Annotated in this window: 26 protein-coding genes and 1 pseudogene; 16 read left to right on the forward strand and 11 right to left on the reverse strand. The window is 65.5% G+C overall.

The window, feature by feature from the left end:
• Positions 1-119 precede the first annotated feature (119 nt).
• Positions 120-1,361 (reverse strand): alpha/beta hydrolase fold domain-containing protein, encoded by a 1,242-nt coding sequence (locus tag OHB26_RS27905; RefSeq protein ID WP_330180225.1) that lies wholly within the window; start codon positions 1,359-1,361, stop codon positions 120-122.
• A 109-nt stretch (positions 1,362-1,470) separates the two neighbouring features.
• On the opposite strand from OHB26_RS27905, the gene OHB26_RS27910 reads away from it, so the two are divergent.
• From OHB26_RS27910 to OHB26_RS27920, 3 genes are all read left to right on the forward strand, one after another.
• The gene (locus tag OHB26_RS27910) at positions 1,471-1,905 is read left to right on the forward strand and encodes an alpha/beta hydrolase fold domain-containing protein (RefSeq protein ID WP_330180226.1); all 435 of its coding nucleotides are present in this window, start codon (positions 1,471-1,473) and stop codon (positions 1,903-1,905) included.
• Between the two features lie 30 nt (positions 1,906-1,935).
• The gene (locus tag OHB26_RS27915; RefSeq protein WP_330180227.1) at positions 1,936-3,150 is read left to right on the forward strand and encodes an FAD-dependent monooxygenase; all 1,215 of its coding nucleotides are present in this window, start codon (positions 1,936-1,938) and stop codon (positions 3,148-3,150) included.
• Positions 3,151-3,248: 98 nt separating this feature from the next.
• Complete coding sequence (locus OHB26_RS27920) at positions 3,249-3,674, forward strand: hypothetical protein (RefSeq protein WP_330180228.1); 426 nt, start codon at positions 3,249-3,251, stop codon at positions 3,672-3,674.
• Here the strand turns inward: OHB26_RS27920 and OHB26_RS27925 are convergent.
• On the reverse strand, positions 3,662-4,585 hold the full coding sequence (locus OHB26_RS27925) for a MerR family transcriptional regulator (protein ID WP_330180229.1): 924 nt from the start codon (positions 4,583-4,585) through the stop codon (positions 3,662-3,664). The genes OHB26_RS27920 and OHB26_RS27925 overlap by 13 nt on opposite strands.
• 98 nt (positions 4,586-4,683) lie before the next feature.
• On the opposite strand from OHB26_RS27925, the gene acpM reads away from it, so the two are divergent.
• Together acpM and OHB26_RS27935 are read left to right on the forward strand one after the other, a co-directional pair.
• Entirely contained in the window at positions 4,684-4,974 is a 291-nt protein-coding gene (gene acpM, locus OHB26_RS27930; RefSeq protein WP_330180230.1) for a meromycolate extension acyl carrier protein AcpM, read from the forward strand.
• Between the two features lie 33 nt (positions 4,975-5,007).
• Entirely contained in the window at positions 5,008-5,571 is a 564-nt protein-coding gene (locus OHB26_RS27935; protein ID WP_330180231.1) for an HD domain-containing protein, read from the forward strand.
• Here the strand turns inward: OHB26_RS27935 and OHB26_RS27940 are convergent.
• Both OHB26_RS27940 and OHB26_RS27945 read right to left on the reverse strand, forming a co-directional pair.
• Positions 5,559-6,026, reverse strand: a complete 468-nt coding sequence (locus OHB26_RS27940) for an NUDIX hydrolase (RefSeq protein ID WP_330180232.1) — start codon at positions 6,024-6,026, stop codon at positions 5,559-5,561. The genes OHB26_RS27935 and OHB26_RS27940 overlap by 13 nt on opposite strands.
• 13 nt (positions 6,027-6,039) lie before the next feature.
• On the reverse strand, positions 6,040-6,807 hold the full coding sequence (locus OHB26_RS27945; RefSeq protein ID WP_330180233.1) for an XRE family transcriptional regulator: 768 nt from the start codon (positions 6,805-6,807) through the stop codon (positions 6,040-6,042).
• A 121-nt stretch (positions 6,808-6,928) separates the two neighbouring features.
• On the opposite strand from OHB26_RS27945, the gene OHB26_RS27950 reads away from it, so the two are divergent.
• The 6 genes from OHB26_RS27950 to OHB26_RS27975 all read left to right on the forward strand — a co-directional run bounded on the left by OHB26_RS27950 (position 6,929) and on the right by OHB26_RS27975 (position 12,357).
• Positions 6,929-7,375: a hypothetical protein gene (locus tag OHB26_RS27950; RefSeq protein WP_330180234.1), complete on the forward strand. Its 447-nt coding sequence runs from the start codon at positions 6,929-6,931 to the stop codon at positions 7,373-7,375.
• Positions 7,376-7,634: 259 nt separating this feature from the next.
• Positions 7,635-8,771: an ABC transporter substrate-binding protein gene (locus tag OHB26_RS27955; protein WP_330180235.1), complete on the forward strand. Its 1,137-nt coding sequence runs from the start codon at positions 7,635-7,637 to the stop codon at positions 8,769-8,771.
• A complete protein-coding gene (locus tag OHB26_RS27960) occupies positions 8,768-9,643 on the forward strand; it encodes an ABC transporter permease (RefSeq protein WP_330180236.1) in 876 nt (291 codons plus the stop codon). Before OHB26_RS27955 ends, OHB26_RS27960 begins: the two co-directional genes overlap by 4 nt.
• Entirely contained in the window at positions 9,631-10,512 is an 882-nt protein-coding gene (locus tag OHB26_RS27965) for an ABC transporter permease (protein ID WP_330180237.1), read from the forward strand. The genes OHB26_RS27960 and OHB26_RS27965 overlap by 13 nt, the downstream gene beginning before the upstream one ends.
• Entirely contained in the window at positions 10,509-11,579 is a 1,071-nt protein-coding gene (locus OHB26_RS27970; RefSeq protein ID WP_330180238.1) for an ABC transporter ATP-binding protein, read from the forward strand. The genes OHB26_RS27965 and OHB26_RS27970 overlap by 4 nt, the downstream gene beginning before the upstream one ends.
• Positions 11,580-11,592: 13 nt before the next feature.
• Entirely contained in the window at positions 11,593-12,357 is a 765-nt protein-coding gene (locus OHB26_RS27975; protein WP_330180239.1) for a GntR family transcriptional regulator, read from the forward strand.
• Here the strand turns inward: OHB26_RS27975 and OHB26_RS27980 are convergent.
• The 3 genes and pseudogenes from OHB26_RS27980 to OHB26_RS27990 form a co-directional block, all read right to left on the reverse strand.
• The gene (locus tag OHB26_RS27980) at positions 12,335-12,904 is read right to left on the reverse strand and encodes an HD domain-containing protein (protein ID WP_330180240.1); all 570 of its coding nucleotides are present in this window, start codon (positions 12,902-12,904) and stop codon (positions 12,335-12,337) included. The two genes, OHB26_RS27975 and OHB26_RS27980, sit on opposite strands and share 23 nt — an antisense overlap.
• Positions 12,901-14,028: a 2-trimethylaminoethylphosphonate dioxygenase gene (gene tmpA / locus OHB26_RS27985; RefSeq protein ID WP_330180241.1), complete on the reverse strand. Its 1,128-nt coding sequence runs from the start codon at positions 14,026-14,028 to the stop codon at positions 12,901-12,903. Before tmpA ends, OHB26_RS27980 begins: the two co-directional genes overlap by 4 nt.
• Positions 14,029-14,117: 89 nt before the next feature.
• Positions 14,118-14,420 (reverse strand): annotated as a pseudogene (locus OHB26_RS27990) (magnesium transporter); the annotation flags it as partial.
• 144 nt (positions 14,421-14,564) lie between these two features.
• On the opposite strand from OHB26_RS27990, the gene OHB26_RS27995 reads away from it, so the two are divergent.
• Complete coding sequence (locus tag OHB26_RS27995; protein WP_330180242.1) at positions 14,565-14,981, forward strand: YciI family protein; 417 nt, start codon at positions 14,565-14,567, stop codon at positions 14,979-14,981.
• The gene (locus OHB26_RS28000; RefSeq protein WP_330180243.1) at positions 14,971-16,206 is read left to right on the forward strand and encodes an RNA polymerase sigma factor; all 1,236 of its coding nucleotides are present in this window, start codon (positions 14,971-14,973) and stop codon (positions 16,204-16,206) included. The genes OHB26_RS27995 and OHB26_RS28000 overlap by 11 nt, the downstream gene beginning before the upstream one ends.
• Here OHB26_RS28000 and OHB26_RS28005 read toward each other — a convergent pair.
• A complete protein-coding gene (locus tag OHB26_RS28005; protein WP_330180244.1) occupies positions 16,182-17,747 on the reverse strand; it encodes an adenylate/guanylate cyclase domain-containing protein in 1,566 nt (521 codons plus the stop codon). The genes OHB26_RS28000 and OHB26_RS28005 overlap by 25 nt on opposite strands.
• 156 nt (positions 17,748-17,903) lie before the next feature.
• Here OHB26_RS28005 and OHB26_RS28010 point away from each other — a divergent pair, with 156 nt between their 5' ends.
• The gene (locus OHB26_RS28010; protein ID WP_330180245.1) at positions 17,904-18,896 is read left to right on the forward strand and encodes a hypothetical protein; all 993 of its coding nucleotides are present in this window, start codon (positions 17,904-17,906) and stop codon (positions 18,894-18,896) included.
• A 61-nt stretch (positions 18,897-18,957) separates the two neighbouring features.
• Here OHB26_RS28010 and OHB26_RS28015 read toward each other — a convergent pair whose 3' ends face one another.
• Together OHB26_RS28015 and OHB26_RS28020 are read right to left on the reverse strand one after the other, a co-directional pair.
• Positions 18,958-19,155 carry a hypothetical protein gene (locus OHB26_RS28015; RefSeq protein WP_330180246.1) on the reverse strand — a complete coding sequence of 66 codons (198 nt, stop codon included), beginning with the start codon at positions 19,153-19,155 and terminating at the stop codon, positions 18,958-18,960.
• Positions 19,156-19,290: 135 nt separating this feature from the next.
• Positions 19,291-20,121 (reverse strand): helix-turn-helix transcriptional regulator, encoded by an 831-nt coding sequence (locus OHB26_RS28020; RefSeq protein ID WP_330180247.1) that lies wholly within the window; start codon positions 20,119-20,121, stop codon positions 19,291-19,293.
• Between the two features lie 54 nt (positions 20,122-20,175).
• Here OHB26_RS28020 and OHB26_RS28025 point away from each other — a divergent pair, with 54 nt between their 5' ends.
• On the forward strand, positions 20,176-21,174 hold the full coding sequence (locus OHB26_RS28025; protein WP_330180248.1) for a zinc-binding dehydrogenase: 999 nt from the start codon (positions 20,176-20,178) through the stop codon (positions 21,172-21,174).
• Here OHB26_RS28025 and OHB26_RS28030 read toward each other — a convergent pair.
• Positions 21,171-21,659, reverse strand: a complete 489-nt coding sequence (locus tag OHB26_RS28030) for a nitroreductase/quinone reductase family protein (RefSeq protein ID WP_330180249.1) — start codon at positions 21,657-21,659, stop codon at positions 21,171-21,173. The genes OHB26_RS28025 and OHB26_RS28030 overlap by 4 nt on opposite strands.
• Positions 21,660-21,769: 110 nt before the next feature.
• Between OHB26_RS28030 and OHB26_RS28035 the strand changes: the two genes are divergently transcribed.
• Complete coding sequence (locus OHB26_RS28035; protein ID WP_330180250.1) at positions 21,770-22,447, forward strand: TetR/AcrR family transcriptional regulator C-terminal domain-containing protein; 678 nt, start codon at positions 21,770-21,772, stop codon at positions 22,445-22,447.
• Positions 22,448-22,486 lie beyond the last annotated feature (39 nt).

The raw sequence follows: 22,486 nt of genomic DNA on the forward strand, positions 1-22,486 counted from the left end.
GCCGATGGCGATCGGATCGGGCTGAGTCGTTTCGAGACTTGCCAACTGCGCTACTACACTCTTCACGCCCTTACCCTAATCGGGCAAAACGGGCAGCACGTGATCGTGGTGGTCGCGGCCTATGCGGTCGAGCGTGCGGCCGTGCCTGTTCCGGCCCGCTCGACCTGCTCCCGAATGAACGCGCCCGCATGTTCGAGCGCATCGGCCGCCTCCGGCAGGAACGACCAGAAGATGTGGAACACGTGCGTTGCCACCGGATACAGCTCGAGCCGCACCTCGACGCCGTGCGCGCGGGCGTGATCCGCCAGTTCGTGCGCGTCGGTGAGATGAGTGTCGCCGGTGCCGACCTGTATGAGCATCGGCGGACAACCGGTCAGATCTGCGCGCAGCGGTGCGACCACGGGGTCGTCATCCCGATGCCCAGCCAGGTAGTCGCCGATAATGCGCCGCTGGAACTGCTCCGCGGTCACCTGGGCCGGATCGGCCTCCGGTCCATTCTCGGTATGCGATCCGCAGTGCAAATCGATTCCGGGGCAGAGGGATACGACCGCCCCGGGGAGCGGTAGTTCCTGCTCGCGCAGGCGGATCAGGGTCGACATGGTCAAGTGCGCGCCGATCGAATCGCCGGCCAGGATGATGCGGTCGGGCGCGGTGCCGGTGTCCAGCAGCCATCGGTATGCGCTCAACGCATCGTCGACGGCGGCCGGGAACGGGTGCTCGGGTGCCAGCCGGAAATCCGGGATGAGGGTTCTGGTATTCGCGGCGGCGGCCAGCGCCCCGGCGAGCGCGCGATATCCGAACGCGGAGCCCAGGATGTACCCGCCGCCATGCAAAAACAGGATCGTCGCATCGACGGGCTGGTCCGGGGTGAGCAGCAGGGTGGATACACCACCCGCATTGATCGGCCGTATCCGCACCTCGGGCGGTGGCGGGAACCGCGCGTGCAGATCCTCGTACGCGTCTCGCCACACCTGCAATTCAGGGTCGGGATCGTTGAGCGGTTCCCAGTATTTGGCGATGCGGGCGACGAGTTCGCCGCCGACCGCGCGGGTCACGGCAACCGCCTCATCGACATCGCCGAGAATTTGCCGGGCACGATCCAGCAGTGCTTCACCGGCGAGGGTGAGCTCGACGCGATGGGTGGTGCGGCGCAACAGATCGCAGCCGACGAGGCGCTCCAACGAGCGAATCTGCCTGCTGAGCGCGGGTTGTGAAACGTATAGTCGGGTGGCCGCCCGCCCGAAATTGAGCTCCTCCGCCACCGTGACGAAGGCCCGCAGATGGCGGAGTTCGATCGCATCGGGTGCCTTGGGCAGGGGAGTCGGGCCTCCGGCCGTGTTCTCGCCGGTATCGACAGTCATGATCACGAGTATTGCCCATCGAGGGCGCGTGTGGTCATGCCGTCGGCGCAAGACTGCCATGCCCATTCGGACCTTCCTTGTCGAGCGCACCCGATGCGAATGTTCGGTGGTGACCTCCACTCCACCCCGTTGCCGGGTAGCCGAGCTGCATTTGCGGGCCGCGGTCGCCGGTCGCCGGGCCCGCGTCTACTGGCCCGGTCCCACCGGGCCGCCGCGGCCACTGCTCATGCTCTTCGATATCGGAAACCCCTGCGGGACAGCCGATTTCGACGAGCTCTGCCGGAGCCTCTCCGCGACAGGCGATTTCATCGTCTTCGCGGTGCGCTATGACCTGCTGCCCGAGCAGCGGCGGGTGATCGAATCCGATGCCGTCGGCACCTTCGAATGGGCGGCCGATCATGCCGTCGAGCTGGATGCCGATGCGGATCGGCTACTCATCGGCGGTAGGGGAGCAGGCGGTGCGCTGGCCACCGCTGTGCGCCGGATGGCGCGCGTGCGGGGTTGGCCACCGATCCTGCGGCAGTTGATTATTCCCGCTTTCTAGTCAGTACTCGACACTCTTCCAGGAGAACCCGTGAACACCACCCGCACCGTCCTGATCTCCGGCGGCAGTATTGCCGGACTGACCCTCGCCTACTGGCTGCGCCGCTATGGATTCGAGGTCACCGTTGTCGAGCGCGCACCCGCCCCGCGACCCGGCGGGCAGGCCGTGGACCTGCGCGGCGTTGCCAAGGAGGTGGCCGAGCGCATGGGGATCCTGCCGCAGATCGAGCGGGCCCGCGTACATGAGAAGGGGCTTGCGTATGTCGATGCCGACGGGAACTGGTCGGCGAGTATGTCCGCCGAACTCTTCGATGGTGAGGGTGCGGTCGCCGAGATCGAGATACTGCGTGGCGATCTGACCGATATCCTCTATGCCGCAGCGCGATCCGGTGTCGAGTACCTGTTCGACGATACGATCACCGGCCTGCGGGAGACCCCGGACGGGGTGGTGGTCGACTTCTCCCGCAACGCATCTCGTATCTTCGATGTGGTGGTCGGTGCGGACGGACTGCACTCCACGGTGCGGCGGCTGGCCTTCGGTCCCGAGGCCGAGTTCGTGCACGCTCTCGGGGGTTACCTGTCCTACTTCACGATTCCGGTGCAGGGGCTGGAGCTGGACGACTGGTTCCTGATGTACAACGCGCCGGGCGGGTTGCTCGCGGCCGTTCGTCCCGAGGGGCCGGCCAGCGCCAAGGCCATGTTCGGTTTCAAGGCAAAGGATTTGGTGTACGACCGGCATGATCGAGCCGGACAACAGCGCATTCTCACCGAGAAGTTCGGCGAACTCGGTTGGCATGTACCGCGATTGCTCGAGGTGATGGATCAGGCCCCGGATTTCTTCTTCGACACCATCAGTCAGACGCGGATGGAGTCGTGGTCGCGGGGACGGGTCGCGCTCATCGGTGATGCGGGCTACTGCGGCTCCCCGCTCTCGGGCAATGGCACCGGGATGGCCATGGTGGGCGCGTATGTCCTCGCCGGTGAATTGGCGCGCTCACGCAATGACCATCGGACGGCGTTCGCTCGCTATCAGGACGAACTGCGGCCGTACGTCACCGAATGCCAGAAGTTGCCGCCGGGTGGTGTCGATGGCTTCCTGCCCGGCAGCCGTGTGGCTATCGGGATGCGCAACTTCTCGGTCCGCATGATGACCTCCAAGCCCATGCGCGGGCTCATGTCCAAGTCGCTTCGGAAGGCCGACGCCATCACCCTGCACGACTATGCGCCGTTCGAAGTCCCGGTCTGATTAGCTGAAAGTATGCCGACCTGTAACGCTGGGCCGTGAGTCCCCGATATGGTCAGCAATGTCGGGTTGGGTCCAACAGGATGCAGGAGAACTCCACTATGGGTGTCGCTCACAAGCTCGGTGTATTGGCCGCAATCGGTGCCGCGGCGGGGATGGCATCTACGGGCACAGCCGCGGCGGATGCGACAACCATTCCATTCCAGATCAATCCGGCCCCTTTCGGGATTCCCACCGGAAGTTTCGATGCCCCCGCAGGCGACTGCGCGGCGGTCGTCGGTGATCAGCCCGGCGTAGTGCTGATCACCGGCGGAAGGCCCGGCGGCTGGGGCTGCCCGCTGTCGTCGAATATCCGGTGGATCAACCTCTCCACCGGTGCGACCGGTGCGGCGCAGTTGTCCGACGGGCTCAACGGCATTCCCTCCGCGGCGACCATCAATACCGGCCCGGGTCAGGTCGCTTTGATCCTCACCACGGTCACCGCCAGCACGATCACCCCCGGCCTGGCCACCTTCTACGTCCCGTAGGCGTCCCGCGCCAGCGCGCGGTACACCCAGTCATGGGCTCGCCCCACGGTGATTCGTGTTCCGACGAAACGCTGTGTCAGAGCCCAATACCGGTGGATCCGGTGATTGGTATCGGTGGCATCGGCGAGCATTCGCTCGCGGAACAGCGGGGAATCCCGCTCCCCGCGCGCACGCGCGTGCGCATCGACGAACCGATCGAGCTCACCGCCCCCGCGTGGCCGCACCCCCGCCGAAACCAAAGGCACCACATCTGCCATGACATCGCCCACCTCGGCGTAGTGTGCGCCCACATCGCGAATCGACTCCGGCTGACTCCGCAGGAGCTGTTGTCGCACAATACTGTTCATCTGGGGATCGCCGACCAAGGCGGCCAATTCGGCATACGCGACCACTTCGTCCACAGACGGATCGACAGGTGGCTCGGGAACATTCCATTCGACCCAGCCATCGACCTCACGGCGACCGACGGGCGTGAGCACCTGCCGCCAAAACCGCACCAGCCCTTCGTGTACCGCCTCACCATCCTGCGCGGCGGCGAGTAACGCGAGCCGCGCACCCCGCTCCCCGGGTGCGGCCACCTGAACCGCCCGCACCGAAGCCCGCCGCCAGGCCAGTGCCCTGAATTCCTCATCCAGCCGTGCACTTTCGACCGCGACGGCCTCGTCGAGGGACTTCTGTCCCCGCAGCACTTCGCCGATGCTCCCCAGCCCCAACCCCAGTGCCCGCAACCGCCGCACCAGCATCAGCCGTTCGACAGCACTGTCCCCATCGAACATCCGATGCCCACCCGCACTCCGCCGGGTCTCCAAAATCCCTTCATCGCAATAGAACCGAATCGTCCGCACCGAAACCCCGCTGCGCCGCGCCAGTTCCCCGATCCCCACCAACCCACTCACCTGTGTGTCATCCATCACAACGCCTTGAACCTCCACCCAACTGGAGCCCCTAGCGTACTGACACAGCCGCCACCACCCCGAGTGGCGGATCCCGAACCAGGAGAGCGCATCCCATGACCACCCAGCAGGAAATCATCGCGGGCATCGCCGAAATCATCGAAGAGGTGACCGGCATAGAGGCCGCGGAGGTCACCCTGGAGAAGTCCTTCACCGAAGACCTCGAAATCGACTCCCTCTCCCTGGTCGAAATCGCCGTCCAACTCGAAGACAAGTACTCCGTGAAGATCCCCGACGAAGACCTGTCCAGCCTCCGAACCGTCGCCGACGCAGTGACCTACGTCCAGAAAATGGAAGCCGCCCACCCCCACCTGGCCGCCGAAATCGAAGCCTCCTCCGACCGCTGACCGGCCGCTTCCCTCGGGTAGTACCGTTGACCGATGGTCGCTTACGAGTCGTCGTGGGCTTGGTCTCTGGCTCGAACCGAACTGGAGACCGCCCTCCCACGCCGGTGGGCACACTCCCAGGGAGTAGCGAGAGCGGCAGTCGAACTCGCGCCCCATTTACGTTGCGACCCAGACCTTCTCGTAAGGTCTGCAATTCTCCACGATGTCGGCTACTCGCCGAACGCGGTCGCGACCGGCTTCCATCCATTGGATGGTGCCCGCCTTCTACGAGATCGGCACCATGCCGACGCCACCCTGGTGCGGCTCGTGGCCAACCACTCATTCGCGCTACTGGAGGCCGAAGAGCGCGGCCTCCGTGAAGTACTCGAGGCCGAATTCCCCATCCTCGACAACCAGGTCCTTGTCGACGCCTTGGTCTACTGCGATATGACGACCACGCCGGACGGTTCCAGAACCACCGTCACCAACCGCATAGCCGAGATCATCGCCCGCTATGGTCCGGAGACGTTGGTAGGCAGGTTCATTCAGCGTGCCGCGCCCGCCATCCGCGCGTCCGTCTCCCGCGTCGATCACGCATTGGCGGCTCACCCCAAATAGGGGAAGTTGCCCGACAGGAAGTCGCCGATCTGCTGGCGCATGCTTGGGTGAATGTCGTACTGGTCGAGGTTGTTCGGATGAACGAAGGTCACACCATCGGCTTCCTCGTTTATGGTGGGCCTTCCCGAGATCGGTCGGCCGATATAGCAGTTCTCGTACTGCTGCCGAATCTCGCCATCGGTATACGCGACGATGTGGTTCGGATTGCTGTACACCCCGAGAAAGCCGGTAATCCGCGCAGTAATCCCGGTCTCTTCCCTGCACTCCCGTATCGCACATTCGGCCGCTGTCTCACCCAAATCCATTGCACCGCCTGGCAGTGCCCACTGGCCCGTGTCGCGGCGTCGCTGTAGCAGGATCGCCCCAGACTCATCCGTGACGAGGAGATTGCACGCCACGACAAGCGAATTCGGCTTGGGCGCCGTTGGGTCGTTGTAGTACTCGGTCCTGCCCATGGGCGGCCTTTCGTCAGAGGGTCCATGGCTGCGCGGCAGCCCAGATCGCATCGAAGCTGTCGGCGTAGCTGTCGAACCACCCGCCATCATTACTCCGTACGAGCTGGAAGACCGGGTTCGCGCTGGCCGGTTGTCCCCAGATATGAGGATTCACCAGCAGCGTGTCGTCATATCGGAAGAGCGAGTTGTACAGCGTGGTGTCGTGCAGCCGAACTTCGCACAGCTCCTGAGTCAGTAACGGGCGATAGTAGGTGAGCGAAGCACGGATCTTCGCTGACAGCGTGTCGTCAATCCCTTCCTCGCGGCCGCGCGCGGTGATCGAATCCCCATTCGGGTTGCCGAAACACAGTCGGATCTGAGTGCCCAGCGAGGCGCGTTCGGCCAGCATCTTCACGACCTGGGGGTTCGACTGGACGATGAATGTCCCGGAGAAGACGAGTACTTCGATCCGCTCGGTGGCACCGCGTAGCAGCGACAACCACACATCCCTCGGAACCTCGGCACGATTCGGGTAGGTAGCAACAAGTTCGGCATTCGTCGAATCGGGTGGAGCCTCCGCGGTGGGCGGCCACAGGAACTCCTCTTCGACGCAGAGGTGCTGCGCGACATTATGGCGATGTTTCGGGTGCGGCACCCTGCCACCGAGCCACCTGCTCACCGTCTTCGGATCGACCTCGCAGACCTCAGCCAATGATTCGGGCCGCACACCTCGCTGGACCAGCACGCTCTGCAGCCGAACGTTCATAGCTTCCATGGAAGCCGACGGATCGACCATCGGCAAGGGAATCGCCTTGGGACGCCGGAAAAGTCCGAGGACGTCTACGGCTCCCTTCGATACGCGGTTACAAGATCCCGCTCTCCGCCGCCACCATTGCTTTCACCAGCGACGAAACGGGGTCGAGATGGCCAAGCGCAGAAGGCTCTTCGAGTTCACCGGGGGTTTGTTGGAAGTCGATGACTGCGAAGTCGAGTCAGATGGTGGGGTCTACCTGGAATGCCACCGACCAGACGACGATGACCGTGAGGAGAGGATGGCAGTGCGCTACAGGCCAACGGCGTTGGGGTACTTGCGAACTGACGTGTCCGGTATCGGGCAGCTTTGGCACGAGTCGCAGATTCGAAGGCTCGCCGCACAACTCGGCTTCGACTTCGCCGAGATGGTTGTCTACGACCCGCAGAGCGGGCGGCCACCTCTGGCGCGGTTGCGGACCCAGGCCGCGCGGCTCGATGCTGAGGCCGTGATCGTGCCCGGGCCTGAGCATTTCGAGGGCGGTCGGGTGCCGGGGGCGTTGGTGCGGCGAATGAAGGTTATTGCGGTCAGTTCGGGGTCAGCGACGACGGCTGAATGAGTTGAGGGGGTGTGAACTCGCAGCAACCCGGTCTTTCGCAGGAGCATGGTGATGCGTGCGGGAATTGGCTGCGGGGCCTAGCGGGTGCAGCGCAAGATGGGGTGAACGGGAAGTGGATCTGAGATCACATTTTCTGTTCACGCTCCGTAAATGTTTACGATATCTTGGCTATACAACTTTCGGGCCGAATGTATGTACAAGTTGCCGGGGATCGTGATCGATTCCCGGATTTGATCGAACGCTGGACCGGGAGTCGCTCGTGCGCATCGCAACTGCTCGCAATGTTGGAATCTGTCTCGTCGCGGGGGCTTTGGTCCTGAGTATGGGGGCCTGCACCAAGAAGTCGGAGACGGCGGCCAGCAGTGCCGCGACGGCTACCTCGGCCGCCGATCTGGGTGGGATGGACGCGTTGATCGCGGCCGCCAAGAAGGAGGGGACGCTCAATCTCATGGCGCTGCCACGGGATTGGGCGGGGTACGGCGAACTGATGGACAACTTCGCCGCCAAGTACGGGATCAAGGTCAATGACGACAATCCGGGTGCTAGCAGTGCGGATGAGATCAATGCCATCAAATCGCTGAAGGGGCAGGATCGCGCGCCCGATGCGGTGGACGTGGGCACCTCGTTCGCCATCTCCGGCGCGAAGGAGGGGCTGTACGCGCCGTACAAGGTGACCGGCTGGGCCGATATCCCGGACTCCCAGAAGGCTTCGGACGGAACGTGGTTCGCCGATTACGGCGGGTACATGTCCATCGGCTGCGATGCCGCCAAGGTGCAGGTGTGCCCGACCACCATCGCCGATCTGCTCGAGCCGCAGTACAAGGGCCAGGTCGCCCTCAGCGGGGACCCGCTCAAGAGCAACTCCGCGCTGATGGCGGTCTGGACCTCGGCACTGGCGAACGGCGGCTCGGCCGACAATATCCAGCCGGGTATCGACTTCTTCGGAAAGCTCAAGGCCGCAGGCAATTTCGTACCGGTGAAGGCGACCGCCGCCACCGTGCAGTCCGGTGAGACCCCGATCATCATCGACTGGGACTACCTCAACGCCGGTATCGCCCAGACCACCGCCAACTCCGGCGCGAAGTGGACCGTCGCGGTCTCCACCGACGCCAGCATCGGCGGCTACTACGCCCAGGCCATCAGCAAGACCGCCCCGCATCCGGCCGCCGCCCGCCTGTGGCAGGAGTACCTGTACAGCGATGAGGGTCAGAACGGTCTGCTCAAGGGCTTCGCGCGACCGGTCCGCCTGCCCGCCATGCAGAAGAGCGGCAAGGTCGATCCCGCGCTGGCGAAGGTGCTGCCCGCGGCCAGCGACAAGCCGGTCTACCCGACCGATGATCAGGCCGCCAAGGCCAAGGACACCATGACTCAGACCTGGGCGAACACTGTCAAATGAGTTCATCGGTTCGTTCGGCCCGAGCCTTGAAATGGCTCGGGCTCGTCCCGTTTCTCGCGTACGTGGGCGTGTTCTTCCTGCTGCCGACCGGTGTGATCGTGTACTCGGCGTTCCAGGTCGGTGACAGCGGGAGCACCTCGTTCGGCACCGCGAATGTGGCCTCGGCGCTGCAGGGCGCGTATCTCACCGGCCTGAAGAACAGTGTCGTGCTCTCCCTGGTGGTCGCGATCATCGCGGCCGCGCTGGGAATCGTGCTGGCACAGGCGATTGTGAGTGGCCGCGGTCAACTCCTGCAGCGCGCGGTCTCCACCAGCGCGGCGGTACTGGCGAATTTCGGCGGCCTGCCACTGGCATTCCTGTTCGTCGCCGCGATCGGCAATGCCGGTGTGCTGACCAAACTGCTCCAGGATCACCTGGATATCTCCCTGCGCGATGATCTGCACCTGGACCTGTACTCGCAGGCGGGTGTGCAGTTCGTCTACCTGTATTTCCTTGTGCCGCTGATGGTTCTGGTCATCACCCCAGCCCTGGAGGGCCTGCGCCCGGAGTGGCGCGAAGCCGCCGAGAGCCTCGGCGCGCACGGCTGGCAGTACTGGCGCTATGTCGCCGGTCCCGCCCTGCTGCCGCATTTCCTGGGCAGTGTGGCACTGCTGTTCTGCACCTCGTTCTCCTCCTTCGCCACCGCCGACGCGCTCACCAACGGCACCCTCGCCATCACCCCGCTCCAGATCGAGAGCGCGGTTTCAGGCAATGTCCTTGTCGGACAAGAGAACCTGGGTGCCGCTCTGGCCTTGAACATGATCGTGGTGGTGGTACCGCTCACCCTGCTCTACCAGTACATGCAGAACAGGACCTCCCGATGGCTACAGTGACCGATCCCACCGTGGTGCTGGGCGGCACTGCGGGACAACAGCATCCGCCCTCGGTGCGCACCTATACCCGCCCCAGGGCGTATTGGCGCTGGATCGTGCTCGGCCTGGCCGCGCTGTACTTCATCGGCCCGTTCGCGGTGGCCTTCTGGTTCACCATCCACGACAAGAACGGCGTGAGCTTCCGCGCCTACCGGCGAATCCTGTCCACCGCGGGGCTTTCCGACGCACTCGGCACCTCGCTGGCCCTCGGGCTCATCGCGGTCGTCGTCACCCTGGTGCTGATGGTGCCGACAATGCTGCTGGTGCACTTGCGATTACAGTCCGCGCGTCCCGTGGTCGAGTTGCTTTCCCTGCTGCCGTTGGTGATCCCGCCCGTCGCGTTGGTCGTAGGCGTCCGCAGCGTGCTCTCCTGGGGCAATAACAGCGACTACGTCGAGATCAGCCAGGTCTTCACCGCCCTGCAGCAGCAACCCCTCTCGCTGATCCTGGCCCTGGTCTACGTGGTGATCGCCCTCCCGTTCACCTTCCGCGCTCTGGACGCCGGTATCCGTGGCTCGCGCATCGAGGTATTGGTGGAGGCCGCGCAGAACCTCGGCGCGGGTTGGTTCACGGTGCTGTGGCGCGTGGTCCTGCCCGCCCTGCGCACCTCCATCCTGAACGCGGCCTTCCTGACCTTCGCACTTGTCATGGGGGAGTACACGATCGCCAAGATCCTCATCTTCCGCACCTTCCCCGTCTGGCTGGCGCAGTCCGCCAATACCGACGGCCAACTACAGGTCGCGCTCTCGATCCTGAGCCTGGTGCTGACCTGGCTCATCCTGCTCATTGTTGTCTCGATCGCCGGTCGATCCCGAAAGGCCTCCCGATGACCGCCCAGGTAGTCCCCGAAATCAGCAGTACCGCAGTGGGTTTCGTCGACGTGCACCGGCACTACGGCAATGTCAAAGCCTTGGACGGCCTCACCCTCGATATCGATCCGGGCGAATTCATCGCCCTGCTCGGCCCCTCGGGCTGCGGAAAGACCACGGCGCTGCGAATTCTCGCCGGATTCGACCATCCGACCTCGGGCGAGATCCTGGTCGGCGGCCGCGACGCCTCCTCGATTCCCGCGAACAAGCGCGATATGGGCATGGTCTTCCAGTCCTACAGCCTCTTCCCGACCATGTCCGCCCAGGACAATGTCGCCTTCGGCCTCGGCCTGCGGGGTCGCCCCGCCAAGCGCAGACGTGAACGCGCCCGCGAACTCCTGGATATGGTCGGCCTCGGCGAGCACGTCACCAAGTTCCCGCATCAACTCTCGGGCGGTCAGCAGCAGCGTGTGGCCCTGGCCCGCGCCCTTGCCATCGCGCCCCGGGTGCTGCTGCTGGACGAACCGCTCTCGGCCCTCGACGCCAAGGTGCGCCAGCAATTGCGCGAGGAGATCCGCCGTATCCAACGCGAACTCGGCGTGACCACCGTCTTCGTCACCCATGACCAGGAGGAGGCGCTGGCCGTCGCCGACCGGGTCGCGGTCATGCGCAACGGCCGAATGGAGCAGTGCGCCAGCCCCGATCAGGTGTATCAGCGCCCCGCAACCCCCTTCGTGGCCGAATTCGTCGGCACCATGAACCGCATCCCGGCCACCGCCGTCGATGGCACCCATGTGCGAGTGGGCGAGCAGGTCCTACCCTGTGACGGCGAGGCGACCGCCGCGGGTGAGGTCACCGTCCTGGCCCGCCCCGAAGCGGTCCTGGTGCACGAATCCCCGGACGGCACAGCCACGGTCGAGGCCGGAACCTTCTTCGGTGCGACCACCCGGCTGCGCCTGACCCGCGCCGACGGTATCGAGCTGCTGGCCGATGTGGCCAGCCACCGCGCCGCCGACCTCACACCCGGCACCCGGGTGAACGTATCGCTCCTGGACCGCCCGGTGCTGCTGGCCGCGGATCCCCGTTGAATACAGTTGCGGTGTGACGACTGATAATCCGAAGGTTCCCCGCTATCGGGAGATCGCCGAGCAATTGCGCGCGGCGATCGAGAACGGTGAGTTCGCCGACGGTGCGTCACTACCCTCGGAGCACCGCCTGAGCGAGCGGTACGGCGTCTCGCGCGGCACCATCAGGCAGGCGTTCGCGTTCCTGCGCGCCTCCGGCGTAGTCTCCTCGCGGCAGGGTGCGCGCCGGCAGGTGCTGCGTGGCCCGCGCGCACAGCCGATGACCGAACTGGTCAGCTTCGCGCGCTGGGCGCGCAGTATCGGTGAGACCCCGAGCAGCCGCACCGTCGGCACCGCGCGTGTCATCCCGACCCCGGAGGTGCGGGAGAAGCTCGGTCTGACCAAGGGGGAGAACGCTTTTCACGTGGAGCGGGTCCGCCTGCTGAGTGGCACCCCGACCATGCTGGAGAACACCTACTATCCCGAACGTCTGGCCGAACCGATTCTGGCGATGGATCTGGACGCCGAATCGATCACCGATCACCTGGAGAACTACGGCATCGTCTTCGCCGACGCCGAACACTCCATCGATGCCATCGCCGCGCCTGCCCGCACCGCGGGACTACTCGGAATCCGTACCGGCACACCGCTGCTGCGCACCATCCGGCGCACCACCGATCCGGCAGGTGAGGTCCTGGAATGCTCCTTCGACACCTATGTCGGATCGGCGGTCGCGTTCGTGGTGCGCAATTCGGTGGCGGCCGGGGCGGTGAGCCGGGTCAGATCGCTGCTGGCGACGTGACCGTGCGGTCCAGGGCCTCGATCTCGGCGCGGAAGTCGGCCAGGGTCGGCACCGCCGCATCGGGATTCTTCCCGGCATCGTCGAATCTGCGCAGGGCCGTGGCGGATTGGCAGTGCGGCTCGGCGGCGAAGGCCGCGACCTCATCCGCGCTCATCTCCCCGCCCTGGACCGACATGGTGTATTTCGAGGCATCGGAGAGTTGGTCGTAGTAGGCCGCGTCGGTGGCGCACAGATACCGCTTGGCCGCCACGTGCAGGCGTACCGGCTCGGTGACGGCGGGTTCGAACCATTGTGAAAGCCACTCCGCGGCAATGGCATCATGGCGATTGTCGTGGCCGCGCATGAGGTCGAGTCCGCTCATGGCACCCGAGAAATGGCCGACATCGTGCACCACCGCCGCCACGATCAGCTCCGCGGACGCCCCGGAGTCGCGTGCCACCTGCGCGGTCTGCAACATGTGAGTGGCGATCGAAACCTGTTCGCCGAGATACTCTTTCGCGCCTTCGCTGTCGAAAATCTCGGTCAGCGCCTCGTATGCGTGTGTCATCGTCCCTGCTCCTCCAGTCGTCGCAGCGTGCTGTTCAAGCCGTCCAAATCCGCGTAGGTGCCCTGTAGATGCCGCCCGCCCGAGGCCGCGAAGGCCGTGCGGGCGTGTAGCGCCCTGGTGTTGTCGAAGATGAGGCAGTCACCGGTCTCGAGCCGGAAGTTCAACTGCGCCCGCGGTTTGTACAGCAGCTCCGCGAAGCTGCGGTACGCGGTATAGAAGGCCCGCACGCGCGCCGGATCGGTCAGCGGCACCTGCATGGACCGGTTGTTGAACCGGATCTCCCGAATCCGCTGCTCGGCATCGAGGCCGATCAATGGCACCACCGCGCCGAGCCGGGTGCCGTCGCCGCGATACCGATAGGTGACCGGTGTCGAGGTGAGCAGGTCGAATGCGGCGCGATCGGTCTCCCGCAGTTCGGCCGCGGCCGCGAACCCGTCCACCATGCCGGAATCCCCACCGTCGGCCGCATTGTGCAGGCAGAGCAGCAATTGCAGGGTGGGCACCGGCTCCCGATACGGATTGTCGGTATGCGGCGTAATCGCCAATCCCGTGAAGGCCAGGTTCACCGGATTCGGCTCCACCCGCACATCGAAGATCCGCCCGTAATTCGTCTCCCGCACATATCCGAAGGTCTCGGCGACCTTCGTCACCTGCCCGGCCTCCGCCGGAACCCCTTGCAGCAGGACGAATCCCCACTCCACCACCTGTCGCAGCGCGGGGGCGGGATGCCTCAGATAGCTCTCCCATTCGACCGGTTCCAAGGCCGCGGCCCGTGCCGCATCACTCCACAGTCGCTTGGCCCGCTCAGTGCGCAGGTCCAGATTCGCGACCTGATTCACCTCGCCCAGCAGTGTATCCAGCGCGAACGAGGTCTGATGCCCGCCCGGCGTGAACCGCACCCGCAGGCGATCCTCGGCCACGGACGCCTCCTCGACCCGGATATCCGCGGGCAGATCGACAATATCGAAGAGTCGTTGCCCGCTCAGCACATCCCGGCTGTCCGCATCAGGTGCGTTGTCCCGCAACCAGATCGCGGGAATGTCCACCGTACGACCATCCGCGCTGAGCCGGACATCCCCGCCGATCACGGCCGCTTCGACCCCGCGCGAGACTTGGCTATACATGTTTGCGAGTATGGCACAGCACGGGCACGGTGGGTTTTCTCGCTCTGAACTTCGCGTGAATACCTCTGCGAGGCCATGGCCGGGCGCTACGGCCGGTGTGAGCCCTCCATGACATCCTCCACCGCGAGCGCGTGCAACCCGAAAGTCTCTGCGATATCGGTCATTTGGCCCTCATCGGGTTCATGCAACCCCACCCACACGAACCCGGTCCCGCGCTTACGCACCTCGGCCAGCGCCGCCGTATGCGAGAAATGCCCCGGCAACCGCCGCCCCTGGACATACACCGCGCAATCCACAATCGCCCGCGCGGTGGGAATCCGGATTCGCGGCAACGGTATCGCCGACCGTCGCCTCGCTCCGCGGAACGAGGGCAGCGGCGGTATCGAAGGCACGGCCTGATGCTATGCCGATTCCGCCCAAATCTCCCTGGGAGTTCGAGCCGCTCGCCGCTCGCCGGTGTCGTGTCCGAGAATGGGAATCGGCTTCGACGTTCCCCATGAGTCGCACAACGGTGTGGCCCCGGATAAGGAGTGGTCATGAAGTACATGATTTTGAGCTATGCCTCGCAGCGGGACTATGACGGCACGGCGGGCGGGACCGAACAGACACCGGCCTGGTCGGCGGAGGATTTCGCGGGCATGGTCGGGTTCATGGAGGCGTTCGACAAGGAGTTGGCCGCATCGGGGGAGTTGGTCGAGACGCGTGGGCTGGCCGCGCCCGTGCACACCCGGCGGGTCGGCAATAGGGATGGTCAGGCGTTCGTGACGGACGGGCCCTACGCCGAGACCCAGGAGGTGCTCGCGGGGTACTGGATCGTCGAGTGTGAAAGCTTCGATCGTGCCACCGAAATCGCCGGTCGCCTGCGGAATTGCCCGGTGCCGGGTGATGCGGCCGCTACCGCGTACGCCGATATCCGGCCCATCACCGATGGTGCCCAGGAACTTGCCTTCTGAGTTCGGCGAACCGGTCGAGGATCTGCTGCGTCGGCTGACGCCGCAGGTCCTGGCCGCGGTGGTGCGGCGCTACGGGCATTTCGATACCGCCGAGGATGCGGTGCAGGAGGCGCTGTTGGCGGCGGCGACGCAGTGGCCGGACGTCGGGGTGCCCGATAACTCGCTGGCGTGGTTGATCACCGTCGCCGCGCGCAGGCTCACCGATCTGTTGCGGGCGGAGCAGGCTCGCCGCAAGCGTGCGGACACCGTGGCGGGCTGGGCGTTGCCGCAGGACTGGGTGACGCCACCGGCCGATCGCGCGCCGGCCGATGGTGACGACACCCTGGTGCTGCTGTACCTGTGCTGTCATCCGTCGCTGCCGCCGCAATCGCAGATCGCATTGACGCTGCGCGCGGTGGGCGGGCTCACCACGGCGGAGGTGGCGCGCGCCTTCCTGGTCTCGGAATCGGCTATGGCGCGGCGTATTTCGCGCGCCAAGACGGTCGTCAAACAGAGTGGTCTGCCATTCGCGCCGCCCGCGCCCGCGGAGCGCGGGGACCGGCTGGCGGCGGTGCTGCATGTGCTGTACCTGATCTTCACGGAGGGTTACGCGGCGACCACAGGTCCGAGCCTGCACCGCGTGGAGCTGTCGTCCGAGGCGATTCGGTTGACCCGCATGGTGTTTCGACTGCTGCCCGGGGATTCGGAGGTCGCGGGACTGCTCGCGCTGATGCTGCTCACCGACGCTCGCCGGGCGGCCCGGACCGCACCCGATCAGAGTCTCATTCCGATGGCCGAGCAGGATCGCGCGCTGTGGAATGCCGATCTGATCGCCGAAGGGGTCGATTTGATCACCGCCGCGTTGCCGCGTGGACCGGTGGGGCCGTATCAGCTGCAGGCGGCGATTGCCGCGCTGCACGACGAGGCTCCCGATAACGAGTCCACCGATTGGGCGCAGATCGTGCTGCTGTACGAGCGGCTGCTGGCGCTGGCCGACAATCCGGTGGTCGCGCTCAATCATGCCGTGGCGGTCGCTATGTCGCGGGGTCCGCGGGCCGGGCTGGAGCTGCTCGGGAAGCTGGAGACCGATGGCCGACTAGCGGCTGATCACCGGCTCTACGCGGTGCGGGCGCATCTGCTGGAGATGACCGGCGATCACGAATCTGCTCGCGCAGCCTTCGAATTCGCGGCTTCACTCACCACAAGCCTGCCGCAGCAGCGCTATTTGCGCGGGCGCGCCAGATAGGTCGGCTTCAAGCGACCACGCAGGATGACCGATTCGCCGGTGTCCCAATGCTTCTGCTCGGCGCGGTCGGCCGCTTCGACAGTGCTCGCGGAGGTCAGCACCCGATTCTCCTCGGCTTTGGCGAGTTCACAGAGGCGGGCGGCCTCATTGACCGCATCGCCGATCACCGTGAATTCGTAGCGGCGGTGCGCACCGACGTTTCCGGCGACCACACGCCCCGCCGCCACGCCGATACCGGCATCGAATTCGGTTGTGGCACTGGTCAACCGCTCCCGAATGGCGCGGGCCGCGGCCAGTGCCGAGCCCGCCGGATCGATGAGGGGAGCGGGGGTGCCGAAGACCGCCAGCGCGGCATCGCCCTCGAACTTGTTGACCAGGCCGCCGTAGCGCTCGACCTCATCCACCACAATGGCGAAGAAGTCGTTCAGGATGGTGACGATTTCGCGGGCCGGGCGGCTCGCGGCCATGGTGGTCGAGCCGATGATGTCGATGAAGATCGCCGCGGCGAAGCACTCCTCACCGCCGAGCTCCTGATTGCGCTCCAGTGCGGCGGCGGCCACATCATGGCCCACATGGCGGCCGAACAGGTCCCGAATCTGTTCGCGTTCGCGCAGACCCTGCACCATCCGGTTGAAACCGCTTTGCAGTTCACCCAATTCGGTGCCGTCGTAGACCGTGACCGCGGCATCCAGATCGCCGCCCTCGACGCGGCGGAGCGCATTGCGCACGCCGCGAATCGGCGCGACCGTGGCGGCGAGGGTCTGTGTCATCAGCACGCCGCCGAAGACCAGCGTCGCACCGCCCAGCGAGAGCACGCATACCGCGAGTCGCTCGGTACTGATGTCCATTCCGCTCAGGGCCAGCACCGCCACCACCATGAGCAGGGCGACCGGGGTGCCCGAACCGAGCATCCACACCAGTACCGAACGTCCGAATACGCCCAGCCCGCTCGCCTTTCGTGAGGGAGCCGCGTCCAGCACCCGCGCGGTCACCACTCGCAGCGCGAACTCCGCCGCAAGATAACCGTTGGCGCACACCACAATCGCGCTGAAGGCGATACCGAGTACGAACTTGGGCACGAATACCGGGTCGACGAGTCCGTACAGCGGCGTCAGAATGGCCAGCCCGCCCAGCCAGAGCAGCGCCTGCTGGATGACCAGCCGCCGCGGCACCGAGGCCGCCGCCCGCCGCTGCTTCGCATCCGGGACATGATCGGGATCATTGGACCAGCGCAGTGTCCGCAGCCCCCACACCGTGCCCCACGTCATCCCCACCACCATCGCGAAGACCGCGTACAGCGGCGTCACTACGAAATTGAGCAGCACCAGCCGCCGGGTGAACACCGAGGGTCCGGGCAGCACCACCCCGATCAACACCATCGCCACCGCGATGCCGACCAGATTCGCCGCGATCAACGGCACCGTGAGCAGTACCTGCACCCGCACCCGCCGCGATATCGCCCCCTCGTCCGCGGGTCCGAGCAGCCGGGACCCCCAGGGCGCCGTCCCCAACGCCCCGCCAGACCGCTCACCCTCCGCCATTCGTGCAGCTTAAGCCACACCGGTATCACTCGGCCGGATCGTGCCGCGTCCACGGTTCACCTGGGCCGGAACGCGTGCGTTCCAGCCGGATCCGAGGTCCCCTGACACGAACCCGCGACACGGAGGCCGCGGCAGATGTCGGGAAGCATCGGTACTGTGACCGCGACAGAATCGCTACAACGGGGGCAGTACATGGGTTACGACATCAGTTTTCATCCTGTCGATATGCGGGTGGTGCGGGAGCGGGTTACGCCGTTCCTGGCCGGGCTCGGGCGGGATGATGATCTGGATGATTTGATCGCTGCCGCGGTGCGGCAGGCGAAGGTCAGGTTTCGGGCGAATGCCTGGGGTCTGGGGGTTCGGAAGGCCAGTGCGGATACCGATTTCGATACCTTCTTCTATATCTGGGGGCGGCCTTTCTTCGTGACCGCCGAGGAGCCGGCGGCGGTGGCGGAAACCGTTGTCCGGTACTGCGATGCCGGGGTGGACGAGGTGGATGATCTGGCTCGCGGCCAGATCGCGCTGCTGGACCCGACTTTGGTGAAACATGTCGAGCCCGATTCGAATGGCACGCTGCCCGATGACGAACACCTCGCGATCGGCTTCCGGTGGAAGCTGGATCTGCTGCGCGGCGCCGCGCGGGCGGTTCGCGCGGGGCGTTCGACCATTGCCAATGGTGACGGTGACGAAATCTTCGCCGCCGGTGCGCTCACCGGCAATGCGCAATTCGTGCTGATGGAGTTCCTGTCTGCGCTGCTTCCCGGCTGGATCGAACGCGGCAGGGTATGGCCGAGTGAGCTCTCCGAGCGCGCGACAACGGATGGCTATGCGCCACTCGGCGACAACCGGCCGTTGCTCGGTGTACTGCCTACCGAGTTCCCGTCCCTGGAGTGGGAATCCAACTGGACCATCCACAACAACTACATGATCGGCGGGTATGCCGCGCCCTCCGACATTCGTCCGATGCGAAATTGGTTGTCCCACAATATCGACGCGCTCACCGCGGTCGGTGACCAATGGGACGATCGCCCCTACGTGCGCAAGGCCCTCCGCAAGCTGGACGAATCCCTGGCCTTGGCCGAGTTGACCGGCGCGGGTTTCGTCGAAGCCGCTGAAATCTATATCCCCATGCAGGGCACCATGAACTGATCCCGGCACAGCGCGGGCCCCGGACGAAACCGATTCGTCCGGGGCCCGCGGTATCGGCAAACTACTTGGCGGCCATGGCCGACCATCCGAAATATGTGGCGGATGCGCCGGGAGCCACGGTCGCGGTGGGTTCGCCACTGCAATCGCTGGACCCGTACACCAGGAAGTTGCGCGAACTCCGATTCTCGAACCGGATATCCCGTGCGAACCCGCTGGCCCAGCACGAGTCCAGATCGCTCAACTCCAACTGACCATCCACGATCACCACCTGACGCCCGTCCCCGGCCCCGGCCGACCCCGAAGGAAAGGCCGTAGCGACCGGAGACGTAACGGACAACGCCGTGACGACGAGAGCGCCTGCAACAGAGCACATTCCAATTTTCACCCGTCCAGGCTACAAGTCTCCGCGAGTTGCCCGATCATCGCCATAGGTCCACCTCTCCTGCGCCGAGGTGCGGTAGCGGCCCGGGGTGGTGCCGATAACGGCGGTGAAGGCCGCGATGAAGCCGCTCGGGTTGGACCATCCGCAGGCGTGCGCGATATGGGTGGTGTGGTGGCCGTCGGCGAGCAGGATCAGGGCCTGGTGAATGCGGAGTTGGGTGCGCCATTCGTAGAAGGTCATGCCGAGTTCGTCGTGGAAGAGGCGGCTGAGGGTGCGGGCGCTGGCTCCGATCCGGCGGCCGAGGTCGGCGAGCGGGGTACTGTCGGCGGGGTTTTCGTACAGGATTCGGGCGATGGCCTGGAGGCGGTCATCGCGGGGTTCGGGTAGTTGGAGGGGCTGTTCGGGGGCTCGGTGCAGTTCGTCGACGAGCACCCTGCGGAGGCGGGCGCGGGCGGCGCGGTCGGGGCCGCCCGGAGCGTAATTGTCCGGGCCCGTGAGGGTCAGGAGAATTTCGCGGGCCAGGCCGGAGACCATGAATACGGCGGGATGAGCCGGTATGAGCCGTGCCAGGGTCACCGGCAGGAATTCGATCCGCATATCGGTGTGGCTGTGCGCGCGGTGATAGTGCGTGAATCCCGCGGGAGTCCAGGCGATTCGGTTGGTGGGCACGATCGAGGTGCCCTCCTCGGTGTGCACCGACAGGACGCCGCGCGCCGCGTACACCAGATGCCCGCGTGGATGCGAGTGCACCGAACTCGTGCCGCCCGATGGCCACAGATGCGCTCCACCCGACGGCCACAGGCGTGAGGTCGGTCCGGGCGGAGGTTGGCGGCCGATGGGCATAGGTTGGCATTGTATCGGTGGCCCGCCACCGCGTCCCGCGACGAAAGTGGAGGCATGACCGAGAACCTGAAGACCATGCGAGCGGCAGTCTGCGACGGAGCGGGCGGCCCGGAGGCGTTGGAGATCCGCGAACTACCCGTCCCCGCCGTTCGGGAGGGCTGGAGTCTGGTGAGAGTGCAAGGCGCGGGCCTGAATCGGTCGGAACTGCGGACCCGTCAGGGTCACTCGCCCAGCGTGCGATTCCCGCGCGTTCTCGGGATCGAATGCGTGGGAACGCTTGCGGTCTCGACCCATCCCACCCTGCAAGAGGGAACCACCGTCGCGGCGGTGATGGGGGAGATGGGCCGGGAGTTCGACGGCGGTTACGCCGAGTACGCCCTCCTGCCGAACGAACTGCTCATGCCGATCGACACGACCCTGCCCTGGGAGGTGCTCGCCGCACTCCCCGAAACCTATCTGACGGCCCAGGGTGCACTGGACATGCTCGGTATCACCCCTGATATCAAGGGCCGCTTGCTGATTCGTGGTGGAACGGCATCGGTCGGTTTGGCCGCCGCCTCGATCGCCTCGGGCTACGGATTCGAGACGGCGGCCACCACCCGCCGGCGCGGTAAATCCGACACCCTGACCAAGGCGGGCGTCGACCATGTCCTCATCGACAACGGCGGACCGCTCGCGGAAGGCCTGCACCGCATCTGGCCCGACGGCCCGGACTACATCCTTGATCTGATCGGCACCAGCACGCTGGTGGACTCGCTCCGCCTGGTCCGGCGTGGCGGAACCGTCTGCATGTCGGGCTCACTCAGCGGCTGGCTGATTCCGGATTTCGAACCGATCGCGCAGATCCCGTCGGGTACCAAGCTCACCGCATTCCACAGCGACAACTACAAGGGCGGTACCGGTGCGCCCCTCCTGCAACGAGTCGTCGACCATATCGAGGCGGGCGTCTACCGCCCCAATATCGACCGAGTCTTCGCCCTGGAAGATATCGTCGCCGCCCATCGATACATGGAGAACAACGAGGCGACCGGCAAGCTCGTCGTCCTGCCCTAGTTCGCGCCGGACACCCGGTGCAGGCGAAGAATATTATCGACGCCGAACACCCGCAGTCCCAATCGCTCGGACCACGATTGATACGAGGCCACGGCGGCGGGTGCGACCAATTCGGGTGTGGTGACCGGATACTCGCGGCCTTGGTGGATCACCTCCGCGGACCCGGCCGCCAACACATTCCGAAGCCAATCGGGCGTAGTTCCGTAGGGCAGGGAAATCAGAAAATCGTCACCGGCCTCGGTGATCCCGACGGGCGTCCGATAAGCCTTACCGCTGGACCTGCCGATATGGCAGATCACCGAGGCATCGGCCCCCGCCTGCCCCGCGGTTCTCATGACCCGCTGATTGGTGAACCGGCGATTGAACCGCCGAATCAGCGCAAGCCCGGGCGCGTACCCGGTATGCATCACCACCACCAGAAATAGGAACAAACCCAGGACCAATCCCACCGGTGTCCCCGCGCCGATCGCGATCCAGATCCACATGGTCGAATCACACTCCCTTACGTTGTAAGTCTTAGACCGTAAGGGGAACACTTACAACGTAAGGCTGTCAAGGCCGGGGAAACTTACGACGTACGGTAGGTTTGATTGCCATGGCCGCCGAACAACGACCTCGCCTGAGCCGGGCGCAGATCCTCGCCGCCGCCGTCGCGCGGGCCGACCGCGAGGGCGTCGGGGCAGTCACCATGCGCAGCGTCGCCACCGACCTCGGTGTCGAGGCGATGTCGCTCTATCACCACGTGGCGAATAAGGCCGAACTCCTCGACGGTATGGTCGAAGTGGTGCTGGACACCATCAACGACGCCGTCGAGCCACTGGCCGCAGTATCGCCCACCGACTGGAAGCCACTGCTGCGCAAGCGAATCCTCACTGCGCGCCAAATACTCCTGCGGCACCCCTGGGCCCCCGCCCTGATCGGAACGCGCTCCCCGATGACTCTTTCGGTCATCGCGTACTTCGATGCGATCATCGGTCTACTCCGCCTCGGCGGCTTCTCCTACGACCTGGCCCACCACGCCATGCACACGCTCGGCAGCCGCGCCCTCGGCTTCACCCAGGAACTCTTCCAACCGCCCTCGGAGCAATCCGAGCAGGAGGCCGCCGCCACCCTGGTATCCATGGCAGACCGATTTCCCAATATCGTCGGCATGATGAGCAATGACCCGCACACCGACTCGGGCGCGATCCTGGGCTGGTGCGACGACCAATCCGAATTCGAATTCGGCCTCGACCTGATTCTCGACGGCCTGGATCGCCTGCGCAGCACCTGACCTCGAGGGGGGGCGGCGGTGGCAGACTCGATGGCGTCG

This window comes from Nocardia sp. NBC_01503 (assembly GCF_036327755.1).
Lineage (GTDB): Bacteria > Actinomycetota > Actinomycetes > Mycobacteriales > Mycobacteriaceae > Nocardia.